At 36.0% G+C, this 14,931-nt stretch carries 14 protein-coding genes and 1 pseudogene; 5 read left to right on the top strand and 10 right to left on the bottom strand.

The window, feature by feature from the left end; all coding sequences use genetic code 11:
- Positions 1 to 463: 463 nt before the first annotated feature.
- Positions 464 to 958 carry a DUF4251 domain-containing protein gene (locus GUB10_RS00745; RefSeq protein WP_193709533.1) on the bottom strand — a complete coding sequence of 165 codons (495 nt, stop codon included), beginning with the start codon at positions 956 to 958 and terminating at the stop codon, positions 464 to 466.
- Positions 959 to 1,235: 277 nt separating this feature from the next.
- On the opposite strand from GUB10_RS00745, the gene GUB10_RS00740 reads away from it, so the two are divergent.
- Positions 1,236 to 1,541: an HPF/RaiA family ribosome-associated protein gene (locus GUB10_RS00740; RefSeq protein ID WP_193709532.1), complete on the top strand. Its 306-nt coding sequence runs from the start codon at positions 1,236 to 1,238 to the stop codon at positions 1,539 to 1,541.
- A 96-nt stretch (positions 1,542 to 1,637) separates the two neighbouring features.
- Here GUB10_RS00740 and GUB10_RS00735 read toward each other — a convergent pair whose 3' ends face one another.
- From GUB10_RS00735 to GUB10_RS00705, 8 genes and pseudogenes are all read right to left on the bottom strand, one after another.
- Positions 1,638 to 3,662, bottom strand: coding sequence for an aconitate hydratase (locus GUB10_RS00735; RefSeq protein WP_193709531.1), 2,025 nt, complete (start codon positions 3,660 to 3,662; stop codon positions 1,638 to 1,640).
- 274 nt (positions 3,663 to 3,936) lie between these two features.
- Positions 3,937 to 4,653 carry a hypothetical protein gene (locus tag GUB10_RS00730; RefSeq protein ID WP_193709530.1) on the bottom strand — a complete coding sequence of 239 codons (717 nt, stop codon included), beginning with the start codon at positions 4,651 to 4,653 and terminating at the stop codon, positions 3,937 to 3,939.
- 248 nt (positions 4,654 to 4,901) lie between these two features.
- Positions 4,902 to 5,696, bottom strand: a complete 795-nt coding sequence (locus GUB10_RS00725; protein WP_193709529.1) for an SDR family oxidoreductase — start codon at positions 5,694 to 5,696, stop codon at positions 4,902 to 4,904.
- Positions 5,690 to 5,894 (bottom strand): annotated as a pseudogene (locus GUB10_RS15920) (3-oxoacyl-[acyl-carrier-protein] synthase III C-terminal domain-containing protein); the annotation flags it as partial. The pseudogene GUB10_RS15920 and the gene GUB10_RS00725, both read right to left, overlap by 7 nt.
- A gap of 363 nt (positions 5,895 to 6,257) precedes the next feature.
- Entirely contained in the window at positions 6,258 to 6,956 is a 699-nt protein-coding gene (locus GUB10_RS00720) for an OmpA family protein (RefSeq protein WP_193709528.1), read from the bottom strand.
- A 15-nt stretch (positions 6,957 to 6,971) separates the two neighbouring features.
- The gene (locus tag GUB10_RS00715; protein WP_193709527.1) at positions 6,972 to 7,451 is read right to left on the bottom strand and encodes a lipocalin family protein; all 480 of its coding nucleotides are present in this window, start codon (positions 7,449 to 7,451) and stop codon (positions 6,972 to 6,974) included.
- Positions 7,452 to 7,557: 106 nt separating this feature from the next.
- Entirely contained in the window at positions 7,558 to 7,719 is a 162-nt protein-coding gene (locus GUB10_RS00710; protein ID WP_070055250.1) for a DUF1328 domain-containing protein, read from the bottom strand.
- 129 nt (positions 7,720 to 7,848) lie between these two features.
- Positions 7,849 to 9,837, bottom strand: coding sequence for a thiamine pyrophosphate-dependent enzyme (locus tag GUB10_RS00705; protein ID WP_227740264.1), 1,989 nt, complete (start codon positions 9,835 to 9,837; stop codon positions 7,849 to 7,851).
- A 144-nt stretch (positions 9,838 to 9,981) separates the two neighbouring features.
- On the opposite strand from GUB10_RS00705, the gene GUB10_RS00700 reads away from it, so the two are divergent.
- The 4 genes from GUB10_RS00700 to GUB10_RS00685 are packed head-to-tail and all read left to right on the top strand — an operon-like array spanning position 9,982 to position 13,115.
- Positions 9,982 to 10,932: an isopenicillin N synthase family oxygenase gene (locus GUB10_RS00700; RefSeq protein ID WP_193709782.1), complete on the top strand. Its 951-nt coding sequence runs from the start codon at positions 9,982 to 9,984 to the stop codon at positions 10,930 to 10,932.
- Positions 10,933 to 10,935: 3 nt separating this feature from the next.
- Complete coding sequence (locus GUB10_RS00695; RefSeq protein WP_193709525.1) at positions 10,936 to 11,286, top strand: translation initiation factor; 351 nt, start codon at positions 10,936 to 10,938, stop codon at positions 11,284 to 11,286.
- Between the two features lie 25 nt (positions 11,287 to 11,311).
- Positions 11,312 to 12,244, top strand: a complete 933-nt coding sequence (locus GUB10_RS00690) for a DUF1835 domain-containing protein (RefSeq protein ID WP_193709524.1) — start codon at positions 11,312 to 11,314, stop codon at positions 12,242 to 12,244.
- Between the two features lies 1 nt (position 12,245).
- Positions 12,246 to 13,115 carry a nucleoside phosphorylase gene (locus tag GUB10_RS00685; protein ID WP_193709523.1) on the top strand — a complete coding sequence of 290 codons (870 nt, stop codon included), beginning with the start codon at positions 12,246 to 12,248 and terminating at the stop codon, positions 13,113 to 13,115.
- Between the two features lie 150 nt (positions 13,116 to 13,265).
- Here GUB10_RS00685 and GUB10_RS00680 read toward each other — a convergent pair whose 3' ends face one another.
- A complete protein-coding gene (locus tag GUB10_RS00680; protein WP_193709522.1) occupies positions 13,266 to 14,843 on the bottom strand; it encodes a hypothetical protein in 1,578 nt (525 codons plus the stop codon).
- Positions 14,844 to 14,931: the final 88 nt, after the last annotated feature.

The following is a 14,931-nucleotide window of genomic DNA, read 5'->3' as shown; positions in this document are numbered from 1 at the left end:
TTGTGAGTGTAATCTTCGTAACAATCTTCAAAGGTTTTATCAGTTTTAAAACTATCAGTTAGCACCTTATAAACAGTGAAAATTAATAATGCCTGACCTGCAATAGTCAAGTAAAAAATTAAAGGAAAATCGATATTAAAATATACCAATACAGTAACAACCACTAATAAAATACTGGTGATAATTAAATATGTGATACCATTGAATCTCATAATCAATAATTTACGAAAAACAACTAAAGTTTTATCTTAAATATTAGATAAAAAAATGTTTTTGGTAAAGCCAAATGGGTATAAGATGCTGGTGCTATTTTAAAATAGAATAGCCAGATCTCAATTTTAAAATGTCACTAACAAATTTTATTTATTTACATAATACAAATATATATTTGCACTATAATTTATATTATGTAAAATAGAGTTTTTAAACAGGACTCAATGCACTTATTGCATCTATATGTTTTTCATTTTCTATCTTTCTCTTTAAGTTCCCCTATTTCGCCCTGATATGAGATAAAAGATCGATAGCTACTATTCACTTTGGTATCAACTTTTCCTTCGGGATAAATATTGATTGTAAAATTAAGGTTCTCGGTATTTTGTCTGGCCGAAAACTCAATGATTTGTGTATTCTTAGAATCTGTTCTAATTTCTAAATCATTTAGTGGTCCATTATATTTTATTCCACCTTCATCATTATAGCCGCCACCGGCAAAACGTTCACCAAAAAACGGTAGAAATAAGTTTACCGAATCTTTTTTAAACCTTATAAAATTCGGATTTCCTATAAGGTTAATTCTACCTCCGCCCATAGGATTAACCCAATCGTGTTCAATTTCAAAATCGCGACTTTCTACCAATTGCTTTGTTTTTTCCACTTTTGTAGCATCTATACTAGTACCGCAACTTTCAAAAAATATCAGTAAAATAATTAATAAATAATGTGAATATCGTTTCATTATGTTTAATATCAATGTGTTAGCCTAAGTTACAAGCTTTTGCTTCAATTTTATCTTAAAAGAGTTTTAAATTATTCATTAGACTACAGAATGCTATAGAGCAGCTATTTATCAATTACTTAAGTTTAAATCTATGATAAATAATGCTGGCAAAATTAGAGTTATTGTATAAATAATTTGGTTTTAAAAGGATTCTTAAAGCTTTGCTAAGAATCACTTAATTGTTTGTATAATCGATGGATAATGGGTTTCTTGGTAGTCTAAAATATTATAATTTATGGAAGCAATATATCAGTTTGTAAAACTAGAAAAAAGTGAAAGTTTACAGGAATTCGCACAAAAGAAATTAGATAAACTAGAAGTAAAATACGATTTTATTGTGAAAGCCGAGGTTTACTTCAAAAAGCAGGAAGGTCAAGATCCTAACGGCTATATATGTAATGTGAAATTAAGTGTGCCCGGCCCACAAATTTTTGCAGAATCTAACGAAAATTCTTTTGAAGCTGCTACCGCTGAGACAGTAAGAGACCTTGATAGGCAATTGGCCAAGAAAAAAAGCCAAATGAAAACACACGCTAATTAATTAGGTTTTGCAGTTCAATGTAGGACAGGCTATTTGAAAACTATTCAAATAGCCTTTTTTTTACCCTCTGATTTTTCAATAGTTAAATAGAAATCTTCATTTGTTCGTATCAGCCTCTTCTGCGTCCAGGGCCTGCCCTTCACCAAGTTCGTTGGCTTCAATACGTTCTTTAAATTCATTAATAATCCCGCCTTTTAATAGTACTTTAATTTGCCTATCGCTCATACTATGCTTTGTTTCAAAATTTAATTTCTCACCATTGGCTTTTTTTACAATCACCTTAATATTATTTCGGTTTTTAATGTCTTCCCTAAGATTTTTAAAAACTACCTGATCGCCTTGTTCAATTTTCTCATAATCTGAAATATCAATAAACTCTAAAGGCAAAATTCCAAAGTTTACTAAGTTCTGCCAGGCAATTCTGGCGTAACTATTAGCTATTACTGCCACTTGCCCTAAATATTTTGGGGCAATAGCCGCATGCTCTCTACTGGAGCCTTGTGCATAATTATCTTTTGCCACTACAATATGCCCACCATGTTCTCCTTTGGCTTTCATTGCACGATCATAGAAAGTTTCGTCAATAACTGTATACGAAAATTTGCTTATTTCAGGAAGATTACTTCTAAAAGGCAGCACCTCTGCCCCTGCTTTTAAAATTTCATCGGTAGAAATATTATCACCCATTTTAAGCATCACAGGAACACTATAATGATCTTGCATTGGTTCAATGTATGGTAGCGATTTAATATTTGGTCCTTTTTGAAGTTCTACCTTAGAACCATCTTCCGGTGGTGCGACCAGCATATCTTCCTTAATAATATGAAATTCGGGATATTCAAATTTAGGGTATTTCATATTGTAAAGCTTTTCCATATCCCTGGGATCGGTAATTTTTCCTGTTAGTGCTGAAGCTGCAGCTGTTTCAGGACTACACAAATGAACCTGATCGTCTTTAGTTCCCGATCTATCAGGAAAATTTCTGGGCATGGTACGTAAACTAATGGTACCCGATGCAGGAGCCTGGCCCATTCCTATACAACCCATACAACCCGATTGGTGAAAACGGGCACCGGCCTTAATCAAATTAGCAAAGGCCTTATTCTCTATCATATTCTGAATTATTTGTCGGGAAGTTGGATTAATATCAAAAGATACATCGCTACTCACCGCTTTATCTTCTACCATAGCTCCCGCAATCCAGAAATCGCGTAATCCCGGATTGGCTGATGAACCAATAACAACCTGGCTAATGGGTTTTCCTGCCACTTCACTTACAGGAACTACATTTCCCGGACTTGTAGGCAATGCTATTAATGGTACAAGTTCATCTAAAATAATTTCTTCGTGTAAATCGTATTCACAGCCCTCATCGGCAATTAGTTCTCTCCAATCGTGTTCTCTTTTTTGAGATTTCAGAAACCTTTTCGTTTCCTCATCGCTTGGAAAAACTGTAGTAGTAGCGCCCAGTTCGGCGCCCATATTGGCGATTACGTGCCTATCCATTGCACTTAAGTTCTTAAGGCCATCTCCATAATATTCTATCACTTTTCCTACTCCGCCTTTTACATCATGACGTCGTAACATTTCTAAAATCACATCTTTTGCACTCACCCAATCTGGTAAATTCCCGGTAAGTTTAACTCCCCAAACTTTGGGCATTTTCACAAAATAAGGCTGCCCTGCAATGGCTGCCGCAACATCCAGTCCGCCGGTACCAATGGCCAGCATCCCTAAAGATCCTGCTGCGGGAGTGTGACTATCTGAGCCTACCATTGTTTTTCCAGGTTTCCCAAAGCGTTCCATATGTACAGGGTGGCTTACTCCATTTCCCGGTCTGCTATACCAAAGTCCGAATTTTTGCGCGGCTGAAAGCAGGAATAAGTGGTCATCGGCGTTTTTAAAATCAGTTTGCAGTAGGTTGTGGTCTACATATTGCACCGCAACTTCTGTTTGTGCTTTATCCAATCCCATGGCTTCCAGTTCTAATTGTACCAATGTTCCGGTTGCATCCTGCAGTAAAGCCTGGTCTATTTTTATTCCAATTTCCTTTCCGGGAGTCATTTCACCTTTCAGTAAATGCTCCTTAATTAGTTTTTGTGTTACGTTTAATTGAGACATAGTTGGTTAATTTTTATGCTTTAAAATATTACATTTTAAAGGAATAGTTAGCCCGTTTAACAATATCTTATATCTTAAATCTAAAGTTTAATAGGTGCGAACTAACTTATTTAATTATAAATGAATAGTAAATAAAAACAGCCATAACTACAGAAGGCACTCCTTCCCTATTTATGGCTGTTTTCAAAAAAAGTCGTGTGAAAAATAAGCTTTCAAATATTCTGAACTCGTGTTGCGAAATATTTTACGGATTATTTTTGAGACGACATTATTATTAATTTTTACTTAAGGCATTTAAAATATCTGTTTGTTGACCTTCTTCAATATTAAACCCGGGCTTTCCTTTTCTTGGAAATAAGTAAGCGAACTCTTCATCAAAAGCACTCCAGCTTCCAGCTAAGCCGAAATCGTCGTTGGATTTATCCATTTTTGGCCTTTTAAAAGTATTTAAATCTGAATTATAAGGAGAGCCTTCAGCATCTTCCCCCGGAAATAACATTCCGTCGTTAATTTCAGAATAAATAACCACAGATGCACCTCCATTGCCGGGAAGATCAAATACTTTTAAACCAAAATCCTTTAGAACTCCTTTTCTTTCAGTGATGTCTTTTGTTTTGAAACTGTCCTTAAAGTTGTTACGCGCATGTGCAAAAATTGGGGCACCACCGGCATCTTCAGAAATCGTTTTTAAGTCTGCATATGCATCTTTTAAAATAGCATCGCAGGTAATTAAGATTCCTTTTATTTTATAGCCATCGTTTATCAGTTTTTTTACAGCTTCTTTCGTAGACTCTTCAACCACATCAATAAGCAAAATATCCTGTCTATTAATATGTCTAATAGCATACCCCTGATTAAAAGCACCATCTTTTTCCTCTCCCTTGATAATAAAAGTATCGGGGATTAATTTTAAAAATTTACCTTTTTCACCTTTTTCAATAAATTCGGCGCTTTGGCTGTGCAACACTTCCATCTTATCAACAGTCTTCATAATCAAATCGTTTTAAATTAGTTGCTTCAAGATACAAATAAGGCAAGGCTTTTACAATGAAGAAATCTGGTTTTAGGACATATTTAACGAGACGGCAAAAGCAGAAAAATTCCCAATATGAAAAAGGTTAAATGGAATTGGCAGATTTTCACCTAAATAAGTTACAAATGGGATTCTCTTTTCATTTTTACAAATGTTAATTGATGCCAAAAACGTTTTTAGCATGTTGTGATAATTCGCCCAGGAGTTTATTTTAAATGTTCCCCTCCATTTACAGGTAAAATAGTTCCGGTAATCCAACTAGCTTCGTCCTTACTCAATAAATAAACAACGTTAGCAACATCTTTTGGGATTGTAAGCCTTTTAAAGGGATTGTGCTTTAAGGCGTGAACTCGCAAGGTTTCGTTACCGGGAATCATTTGAAAAGATCGTGTAACGGTAACGCCTGCCTGAATACAATTTGCTTTAATCCCGTGAGGCGCAAATTCCAGGGCAATGCTTCGGGTGATGGCCTCCAGGGCAACTTTAGCCGCTGAAACAGCTGCATAATTAGCCCAGGCCTTTTTATTCCCCTCACTGGTAAAGGAAATAATCCTGGCATCTTTTGCAAAAAGTCCTGAATTGAAAATAGCTTTAGTCCAATCGTAAAGGCTTATAGCCATTGCATCTATGGTAATTTGGAAGTCTATATTTCCAAGGGTAGGCTCTTCACCTGTCATTGGTTTAAGATTTCCCTTAGAAATACTATGCACTAAAGTTCGTACTTTACCTTCTTCACCAAGTATTTCGGAAATCTCTTTAATAAGCTTCCCTCTTTTTTCAGCATTAGTAGCATCAACATTAAAACTTTCAAATTTTACATCCTGTTCTCTAATATCTTCAAAGGCTTCTTCAATTTCAACAATATCAGCACTCCTATCTCTATGAATAATGATAATATTCATCCCGTGATGGGCTAATTTTCGGGCAGTGGCAAAACCAAGGCCAGTACTACCTCCTAAAATAATAGCCCAATAATTAAGATCTTTAAAATCTGTTACCATTCCAATAAAATTCTTTGTGCCGAAAATCCAGGTGCAAAACTCAACATAAAGCCCTGTTCACCTGCTTTTGGCTGTTTCTTATAAGTCACTCTAGCATATACAATATTTTTGCAATGCTTATATTCCCATATTGCCGAGAAGCACTTTACGGGTTTCATCTATATTCTCCCCTAAGTTACCAAAAAGATTTTCAACTGTTTACATAATTTTCTTTCCACATCAATAATGTATAAGATGATATACTCTATCATCAAGATTTAAATCAATGAGAAGAATATTCCCTGTATTGCGGGAACATTATTGGGGCAATACTTTTTAAGGCTTACATTTTTTATATTTTCTTTCTAAATAATTGAACGGTGTCGAAATGCCCATTTCATTTTCCAGAGTATTTGATGATTGTTTGTGGCAGCTGTTGTAAAAGCTTTTAGTTATTTCTTTTTTTAACCTAATTAAATTAAAAATTTCATTATTGATAAGTATGGTTCTTAGCTGAAAGAAAAGCATAAAAAAATCCCGGACTTTTCCGGGATTTAATAGTTGTTTGGGAACTTAAAAAGCTTAATTCTGTTCAGCAGCTTTTCTTCGCGCTTCTTCTTTAAGTTCTTCGTTAGCCACAATTGCTAGCTCTACCCTGCGGTTTTTAGCACGACCTTCGGTAGTTGAATTATCGTATTTTGGCTGTGATTCTCCATACCATTTTGTTTCAAACCTACCACTGCTTAGACCGTTATTCACCAGATAGTTGGTTACCGCCTGAGCTCTATTTTTTGAAAGGGTAAGGTTGTAAGATTCACTCCCTGTATTATCGGTATGTCCTTCTACGAGTATATTAGAGTCAGGATATTCTTTAAAGATATCGGCAAGTTTATTTAATGTTGCCTGCGACTTTGCATTAATATTATACTTTTCGGTATCAAAATAAACTCCACTTTTCTCATCAAAAGTAACATTTATACCTTCTCCTACACGTTCTACTTCAGCCCCTGGGATTTCCTCTTCTATTTCTTTGGCTTGTTTATCCATTCTATCACCAATAATGGCTCCGGCAGCTCCACCTACAACACCACCAATAATGGCACCTAATGCCGTATTGCCATCGCCGGTATTGTTTCCTATAACACCACCAATCACGGCACCACCGGTTGAGCCAATTACAGCTCCTTTTTGCTTATTATTTGCATTCTTAGTAGCCTCACAGCTAAAGAGCAGGGTTGAAGCAAAGAGAATGGCGAATATTCTATTTATTGTCGTTTTCATAGTATAATAATTTATTTAAAGTTTAGAAAAATTCATTCTAATCACAAAGGGAGAACCTTCTAACATTACAGATTGCTCCCACGTCATTTGGTTTTCTGAAAGTGATTTTAAATTCATACGGAACCCCTGGTTTCCAGTGGTAGATTTATAATCTTCATCCGTTGGCTTTAATAAAAAATCATAAACTCCTTCAGGTGTATTTTCTTCGTCTATAGACCAAACAAAATAACGTTGTCCCTGGCTGCAATTACTACCCTGAACGGAGTATGCCCCTCTATTATTGTTGGAAACAAAGTTCCATGTACTATTTTCAAAGCAAGAGGCATTCGCATCATTTAGTAAGGTTACATCAAACTCACCCGAACTGTTTGGGTAAGTTACGCTGGTAAGTGTCCAATTTCCATCAAAAGTTTTTCTAGCTTCTTTCGCGGTTTTGCTAGGGCCACAAGCCACAAAAAGTGCGGCTACAAAACCAAGTATAAATAGCTTCTTCATTATTAGTTGTTTAAGTAGTTTATTAGGTATTTATGTAAAAACCCAATGTTTGCCGATGAACATCTGACACAATACATTGGATTTTTAGTTATTTTTTAAAATGTTTTTATCTTCTAAATAATCGGCTTACCAGAGAGATTACAAGCAATACAAGGAAAATATAGAATATAATTTTAGCAATATCAGCAAAACCTTCTGCAATTCCCCCAAAGCCAAAGATAGCAGCTACCAGAGCAATAATTAAGAAAATAACGATTAAACGTATCATAATATTAGATTTTTGATTAGTTATAAACTAAATTACAGCAGGTGTAGAACCGAGACAAAAGATTATTAATACTTTAACAGCGCGCTTGTTAAGGATTCTTAAAATCATTCAATTATCAGCTTAATATTATTAATAGTCTATTAATTGCTGTATCTTTTCTTTTAATTTTTTCTTCGGAAGATAGCCTTCTTCCAATGCTGTAGCAAAAGGTATAGGCATTTCAGCACTACCCAGGCGCATAACCGGAGCATCTAAATATTCAAAACAGGTTTCTGAAATAATTGCAGAAATTTCTGAAGCTAAGCTTCCAAACATTGAATCTTCAGTAAGTACTAAAACTTTTCCGGTCTTTTTTGCACCTCTTATAATAGTTTCCTTATCTAAAGGCTGAAGACTCCTTAAGTCAATTAAATTAACCTCATTTAATTGCATATCCTCTATAGCCTCTAAAGCCCAATGAACACAGGCTCCATAGGTTATAATAGTGATACTTTTCCCTTCTCTTATTACAGAAGCTTTTTCAAATGCTAATGTGTAATAATCTAACGGAACTTCCTGCCTAATGCTTCTATATAATAATTTATGTTCAAAAAATAAGACGGGATTCGGGTCATTAAACGCGGTGTTTAAAAGTCCCTTAGCGTCGTATGGAAAAGCCGGATAAATAACTTTTAACCCCGGAACCTTGGTAAACCAGGCTTCATTGGTTTGGCTATGAAAAGGGCCTGCCCCTACTCCTGCTCCACAGGGCATTCTTATCACTACATCGGCATTTTGGTTCCATCTATAGTTACTTTTGGCCAGGTAATTTACAATAGGATTAAAGCCGGAACTAACAAAATCCCCAAATTGCATTTCTACCATGGCTTTCATGCCACTAATAGACAGGCCCATGGCAGTGCCAACTACAGCCGATTCGCATATAGGGGTATTTCTTACGCGATCTTTGCCAAATTCTTTTAAAAGTCCTTCGGTAATTTTAAAAACACCGCCATATTCTGCGATATCCTGGCCCATTAACACAAGTGAGTTATGTCGCTGCATAGATTGTCTTACAGCCTGCGCTATGGCATCTATAAATCTAATATTTTCTGTTTTCTTATTATGTTTAACTGATTGATAAACAAACTTTTGAAAAACATCATTTAATTCGTTGGTTTCGTCGAATTCCACCGGGGTTTCTTCGTTAGCTTTCTTTAGGTTGCTATCTATCTCAGCTTTAATTGTATTGATCAACTGAGACTCTTGGTCTTCAGTTAGAATCTTTTCCTCTTTTAAAAACTGTTGGAAGTTGTTTACAGGATCTTTTTGTGCCCAGAACTGCATTAAATCTTCAGGTACGTATTTGGTTCCACTGGCTTCTTCGTGGCCACGCATTCTAAAAGTTTTAAACTCCAATAAAACAGGACGTGGATTTTCCCTAATGCTTTTAGCTATTTCAGAAACTTTACTGTAAACATCAATAATATTGTTACCATCAATGATATAAGATTGCATTCCATAACCTTTGGCACGATCTGCAAGGTGATTACATCTATATTGTTCTGTGGTAGGTGTTGAAAGTCCGTAGCCGTTATTTTCTATGCAAAACATAACCGGTAAATCCCAAACCGAAGCAATATTAAGCGCTTCATGAAAATCACCTTCACTAGTCCCCCCTTCTCCGGTAAAAACTGCTGTAAGTTTGTGTTCGTTTTTTAGTTTATGCGCCAGGGCAATACCATCGGCAACTCCTAATTGAGGCCCTAAATGCGAGATCATTCCAACAATCTTATATTCCTGGGTACCAAAATGAAAGCTTCGGTCACGGCCTTTTGTAAACCCGTTTTGTTTTCCCTGCCATTGGGAAAAAAGCCTGTCTAAAGGAACATTTCTACTAGTAAATACGCCAAGGTTACGGTGCATTGGTAAAATATACTCATCGGGGTTTAGAGCTTTTGTCACTCCCACCGAAATAGCCTCCTGGCCTATACCACTAAACCATTTCGATATTTTTCCCTGTCTAAGTAAAATAAGCATTTTCTCCTCAATTAATCGGGGCTTTAGAAGTGCGGCATATAAATCTAAGAGTTGAACTGAAGAAAGATTTTTTCTATCAAATTTTATGATTGAATTCATTGTAGAATTTCGATGCATACAATTGTTTGTTTCTCAAATGTAACCAAAATTATAAATGCTAAGAAATATAAAAAGCCTCGGGGACTCCCGTAATTTTATTTAACTTTGTTTGTAATACTACCTAAAACAAAGCATATTATGGCAATGAATAATATTCCTAGCGTAGATTTGGCCGATTTTATTTCGGGCGATGCGAAACGAAAGCAAAAATTTGTAGATGAAATTGGTAAAGCTTACGAGGAAATTGGTTTTGTAGCTTTAAAAAACCATTTCCTTGACAGTGCGCTTGAGGAAAATTTATATAAAGAAGTAAAAAGTTTTTTCGCACTTCCCCTGGAAGTAAAGAAAAAATATGAAATAGAAGGCCTGGCAGGTCAACGAGGATATATCTCGTTTGGCAAAGAACACGCTAAAGGTAAAAAAGAAGGTGATCTGAAAGAATTCTGGCATTTTGGTCAGGAGCCAGATAAAGATGCCAACCTCACTGAAGAATATCCTGAAAATATTCAGGTCACAGAACTTCAGGATTTTAACAAGGTAGGAATGGAAGCTTACCGAATGCTGGAAAAAACCGGAATTTACGTTTTACGCGCTTTAGCCTTATATATTGGGCTGGATGAACATTATTTTGACTATTGGGCCAGCAATGGCAATAGTATTTTAAGGCCAATTCACTATCCTCCAATTACCGAAGAACCTAAAGGAGCTGTAAGAGCAGGTGCACATGGAGATATAAACCTTATCACTCTACTTATGGGAGCTTCTACAGGAGGACTGCAGGTGTTAAGAAAAGACGGTGAGTGGATTGATGCCTTGCCCCAAGAAGATGAACTGGTTATTAATGTTGGTGATATGTTAGAAAGGCATACCAATAATAAGCTGCGTTCTACAATTCATAGGGTGGTAAATCCGCCTAAAGAAGAATGGAGCAATCCAAGGTACTCTATTCCGTTTTTTATGCATCCAAGAAGCGAAATGCCGCTGGATTGCCTCGAGCAATGTATAGATGAAGAGAACCCGAAACAATATGAAGACATTACTGCCGGAGACTTTCTACATCAACGGCTGGTAGAAATAGGACTTCTAAAAAAATAAATTATGCCCAAGAAAAAACTAGGACTCGAAGATCTGGGTGGTTTTGTTTATTCTACAAATGATGATTTTGATGGCAACGAACAAAATGAAACTCAAGAAACTTTAGCGCCCCAGGACCAATATTTAGAGGCACATTTTAGCAATAAAGGTCGTGGAGGTAAAACAGTAACTATTATTAAAGGTTTTGAAGGCTCTAATGAAGATTTAGTGGTACTTGGAAAGAAATTAAAGAAAAAATGCGGAGTGGGTGGTTCGGCTAAAGATGGTGAGATTATTATACAAGGGGATGATCGTGAGAAGGTGATGGAGATTTTAAAGAAGGATGGTTACAATGTAAAAAGGGTTGGAGGTTGATTTCTGCCCAACTTATATTTTTCCTATGTTAGATAAAGCCCTACATATAATTAATGGAGATAGTTTAGCTGAACAAGTTAAAGAACTTGGCCTTTCGGGTGAAACTATTGTGTGGCGCGAATTATTGTGCGAAGGCCCGTGCACTAAAGAAGTAGGTTCTAATAAATTTATTAATTTACGTCAGAAATTTTTAAAAAAGGCCTATGATATTTCTTCTGAAAATTACCAAAATCGATTTGTCTCTCAGCTAAACAAAATGAAAGCTGCTCAGGATTATGATCACGTTGTACTCTGGTTTGAATTTGATCTTTTTTGTCATATCAACATGTTGGCCGCTATAAGCTTCTATCTTGAAAATAAACCAAATGTTCCATTCTATCTGGTTTGCAGCAAAAGACAAAAAGGAGAGGAAGAGCTTTTACCACTATCTCAATTACCTCTAAAACATTTATTAAACCATTTTACCCATAAAATAGAGCTTGATAAAGAGGATTTGGAAATAGCTAGTTTAATATGGGAATTGTACTGTAGCAATAACCCTATTAAGCTCAAGCAGCAGATTAAGAAAAGTTCTAACTTTGAATATCTATCCAGTTGTATTAGAGCACATATTGAACGCTTTCCCAATAGCAGGACCGGTATTAATTCGCTAGAAAGAAATGTGCTTAAATTAGTAGAGCAACAACATATAACCTCTATAAACCAATTATTGGGGTACGCCTTACAATATCAGGGTTATTATGGGTATAGTGATTCCCAAATGGAAAGAGTATTAAATAAATTAAGTATGTTCTATACGCTGGAAAACGAGAAACTTAAATTAACCCAGGATGGCCTTGATGCGTTGGCGAAGAAAAAGAATTTTTATCGAGACCTTATAAACGATGAATATTACGGCGGAGCAAAGATTTATGATTTTTTATATGACTCAGATTCACACAAAGTTTTAAAACTATAATATGCCAATTAAAGCTTCAGAATTAATCCAAAACCCCGATGGTAGTATCTACCATTTAAACTTATTGCCCAAACATCTTGCAAATACCGTGATTACGGTAGGAGATCCAGACCGGGTAGAAAGAGTTACCCGACATTTTGATAAGGTTGAATTCAAGGTTAAAAAACGGGAATTTTATACCCAAACCGGATATTATAAAGGGAAACGTATAAGCGTAATTTCTACAGGTATTGGCCCAGATAATATAGATATTGTCTTGAATGAATTAGATGCCCTGGTAAATATAGATTTTGAAACCAGAGAGCTGAAAAAAGAGGTTAAGAGTTTAGATATTATAAGAATTGGTACTACCGGTTCCATACAGGAAGGAATTCCTGTAGATGAATTTATAATAAGTGAAAGTGCCATAGGTTTTGATGGTCTTTTGCATTTCTACGGTAGCGAACATATTCAGGATCTGGAGTTTGCTGAAGCGTTTATTAAACATTTAAATTGGCTTCCTAAAAAAGCTGCACCTTATGTGGTAGGCGGAAGTAAAGATTTAATTGATAAAATGAAAGGTAAGGGTTTACACAAAGGTATTACGGGTACTAATATTGGCTTTTATGGTCCTCAAGGTAGAGTTTTACGTTTGGCATTGCAGGATGATAAAATGAACCGGAAATTAACTTCATTTTCTTTTAACAATCAAAAGATCACAAATTTAGAGATGGAAACTTCAGCCATTTATGGTTTATCCAAATTATTAGGTCATGAAGCAATTTCCATGAACGCAGTTATAGCTAATCGAGCGGCAGGGACTTTCTCAAGAGAGCCTAAAAAATCAGTAGACGATTTAATTAAATACACTCTAGATCAATTAGTAAAGTAAATTTAAATACCAGGTAAATCTAAGTATTGGGTTTCTTTATTTCTACTTAAAACTCCGGGTGTAAGCTTTATTAGTGATAAAATAAAAACCGCTCCATATCTATGATGAAGCGGTTTTCCCTAACCATAATTAAATAGTAACTAATTTAACCTATAAATCATAGCCTAAATCTTGCAAAGTTTGCACTAGGAGATCGGTATAATATTGAGCCGTATCTCCTCCGTTTATTTCATACACATACGCCAATTCATTCCTGTCTGATAAACCATTGGCTCCACTATAATTTCCGGTACCATCTTCTACAGCATGAACCAGCTCTTCAAAGTTATCAAATGCCGGGTGGCCGGTTGTATTTACCTGGAAGATTATGCCACGGTAGTAGTTCATTGGAAATGAAGCTAATCTTCCACGAAAGGTTGACATATCGCTATCGAATGTAGGAGTTCGTGTTGAGTTTTCATCCCATATAGCCTGACCACTATGGTAAACGGTTTCTGCCTCATCCTGGAATACTATGGCAATAACATTACCATCGGGAGTATCGCCTTCAATATTAAGCATATTGAAGGTACGTTCTGTACCATTCTCAATCACACGTACTTTGGCATCGTATTCGTCTTCATCATTTCCATAAAGTGGTAATAACGCATCTTTTAGCAGTGTATTTCTCATTGTTTGTAAAGGTGCTAAGGTACTATTCATGGATCCTGAAGAATCAAAGTAAATATAAATCTCGGTATCTTCATCTATAACAGGTGGTGGACCTCCATTACCATTATCCTGAAAAATATCTGGAGTATCAGCTGAACTACAACCAGCAAAGAAATGGTAATAATCTACGGCATCTTCTCCATCAAATAATTCTTTTACATCACTATCAGTAAACGTACCCTGGCGAACAATTTCACCGTCTATTGAAATTTCAATATAGTAATCATCCTGTTCTGCACTATCTGGTAAAAAGATACATAAAGGATCGGAATATTCTTCACCGGCATCATTGGTTAGTACATCGTTTTCTCCGGTATACAAAACACTGCCAGTATTGTCGGTTCCTGCCCAAATATTTACAGAATAATCGGCTACATAATGTCTTCCGCTTTCATCACACCAGTTACCAAAAATACACAGCTCTATGGCCTCAACCCCCTCTAAATCAAAGAATAGGTATCCATATAGGTTTACCATACGGTCGTCAAAGCACAGTACAGTTACGTCTACATATTTTTTAACCCCGGCACCTAGCTCGATGTCCATGGGCAACGCCATATCTACCCAATCTTCCATTTCACTGCCTGCTGCCGGTGCTATCCAAATTAAGTTATCATTCTCGTCATATACTGCAAAATACTCCAGGCTATAAGACCCCGGAACAAGCTCCAGATCTGAAGAATATTCTGTAAAGTATTCATCTTCTCCATCCCCATCATAGTCACCGGGTGTAGGATTTATTTCTACCATTAGCGGATTTTCCATACTACCAACATCTTCTGGTCCGGTAAGTACTACATGCACATAAGCTGGGGCTTCATCAGAGCACTCCGGTATTTCTTCCATAGCCTGTTTGGTAGCCGGCTTTTTAAGCATGTCGTTAACTATAGCGCCAAAAGAAAGAGTTGCAACTTCATCTGAACCATCTGCAACTGCCGGGTTCTCGTCTTTACTACATGATACCATGATAAGCGATAATACCGCCAGGCACATAAAATAATGTTTTAGTTTTCTCATAATTTAAAATTTTGGTTAATAAATTGGTTAAATAGTTCCAGAATAACCTGGATTAGTGTTTAATCATAAAATTTAGTGTGGGGCAATT

Origin of the sequence: Salegentibacter sp. BLCTC (assembly GCF_015143665.1) — a bacterium.
In the GTDB taxonomy this organism is placed as follows: Bacteria; Bacteroidota; Bacteroidia; order Flavobacteriales; family Flavobacteriaceae; genus Salegentibacter; species Salegentibacter maritimus.
The sequence above is the reverse complement of the archived record's forward strand: the minus strand, read 5'-3'. Positions and strand labels throughout refer to the sequence as shown.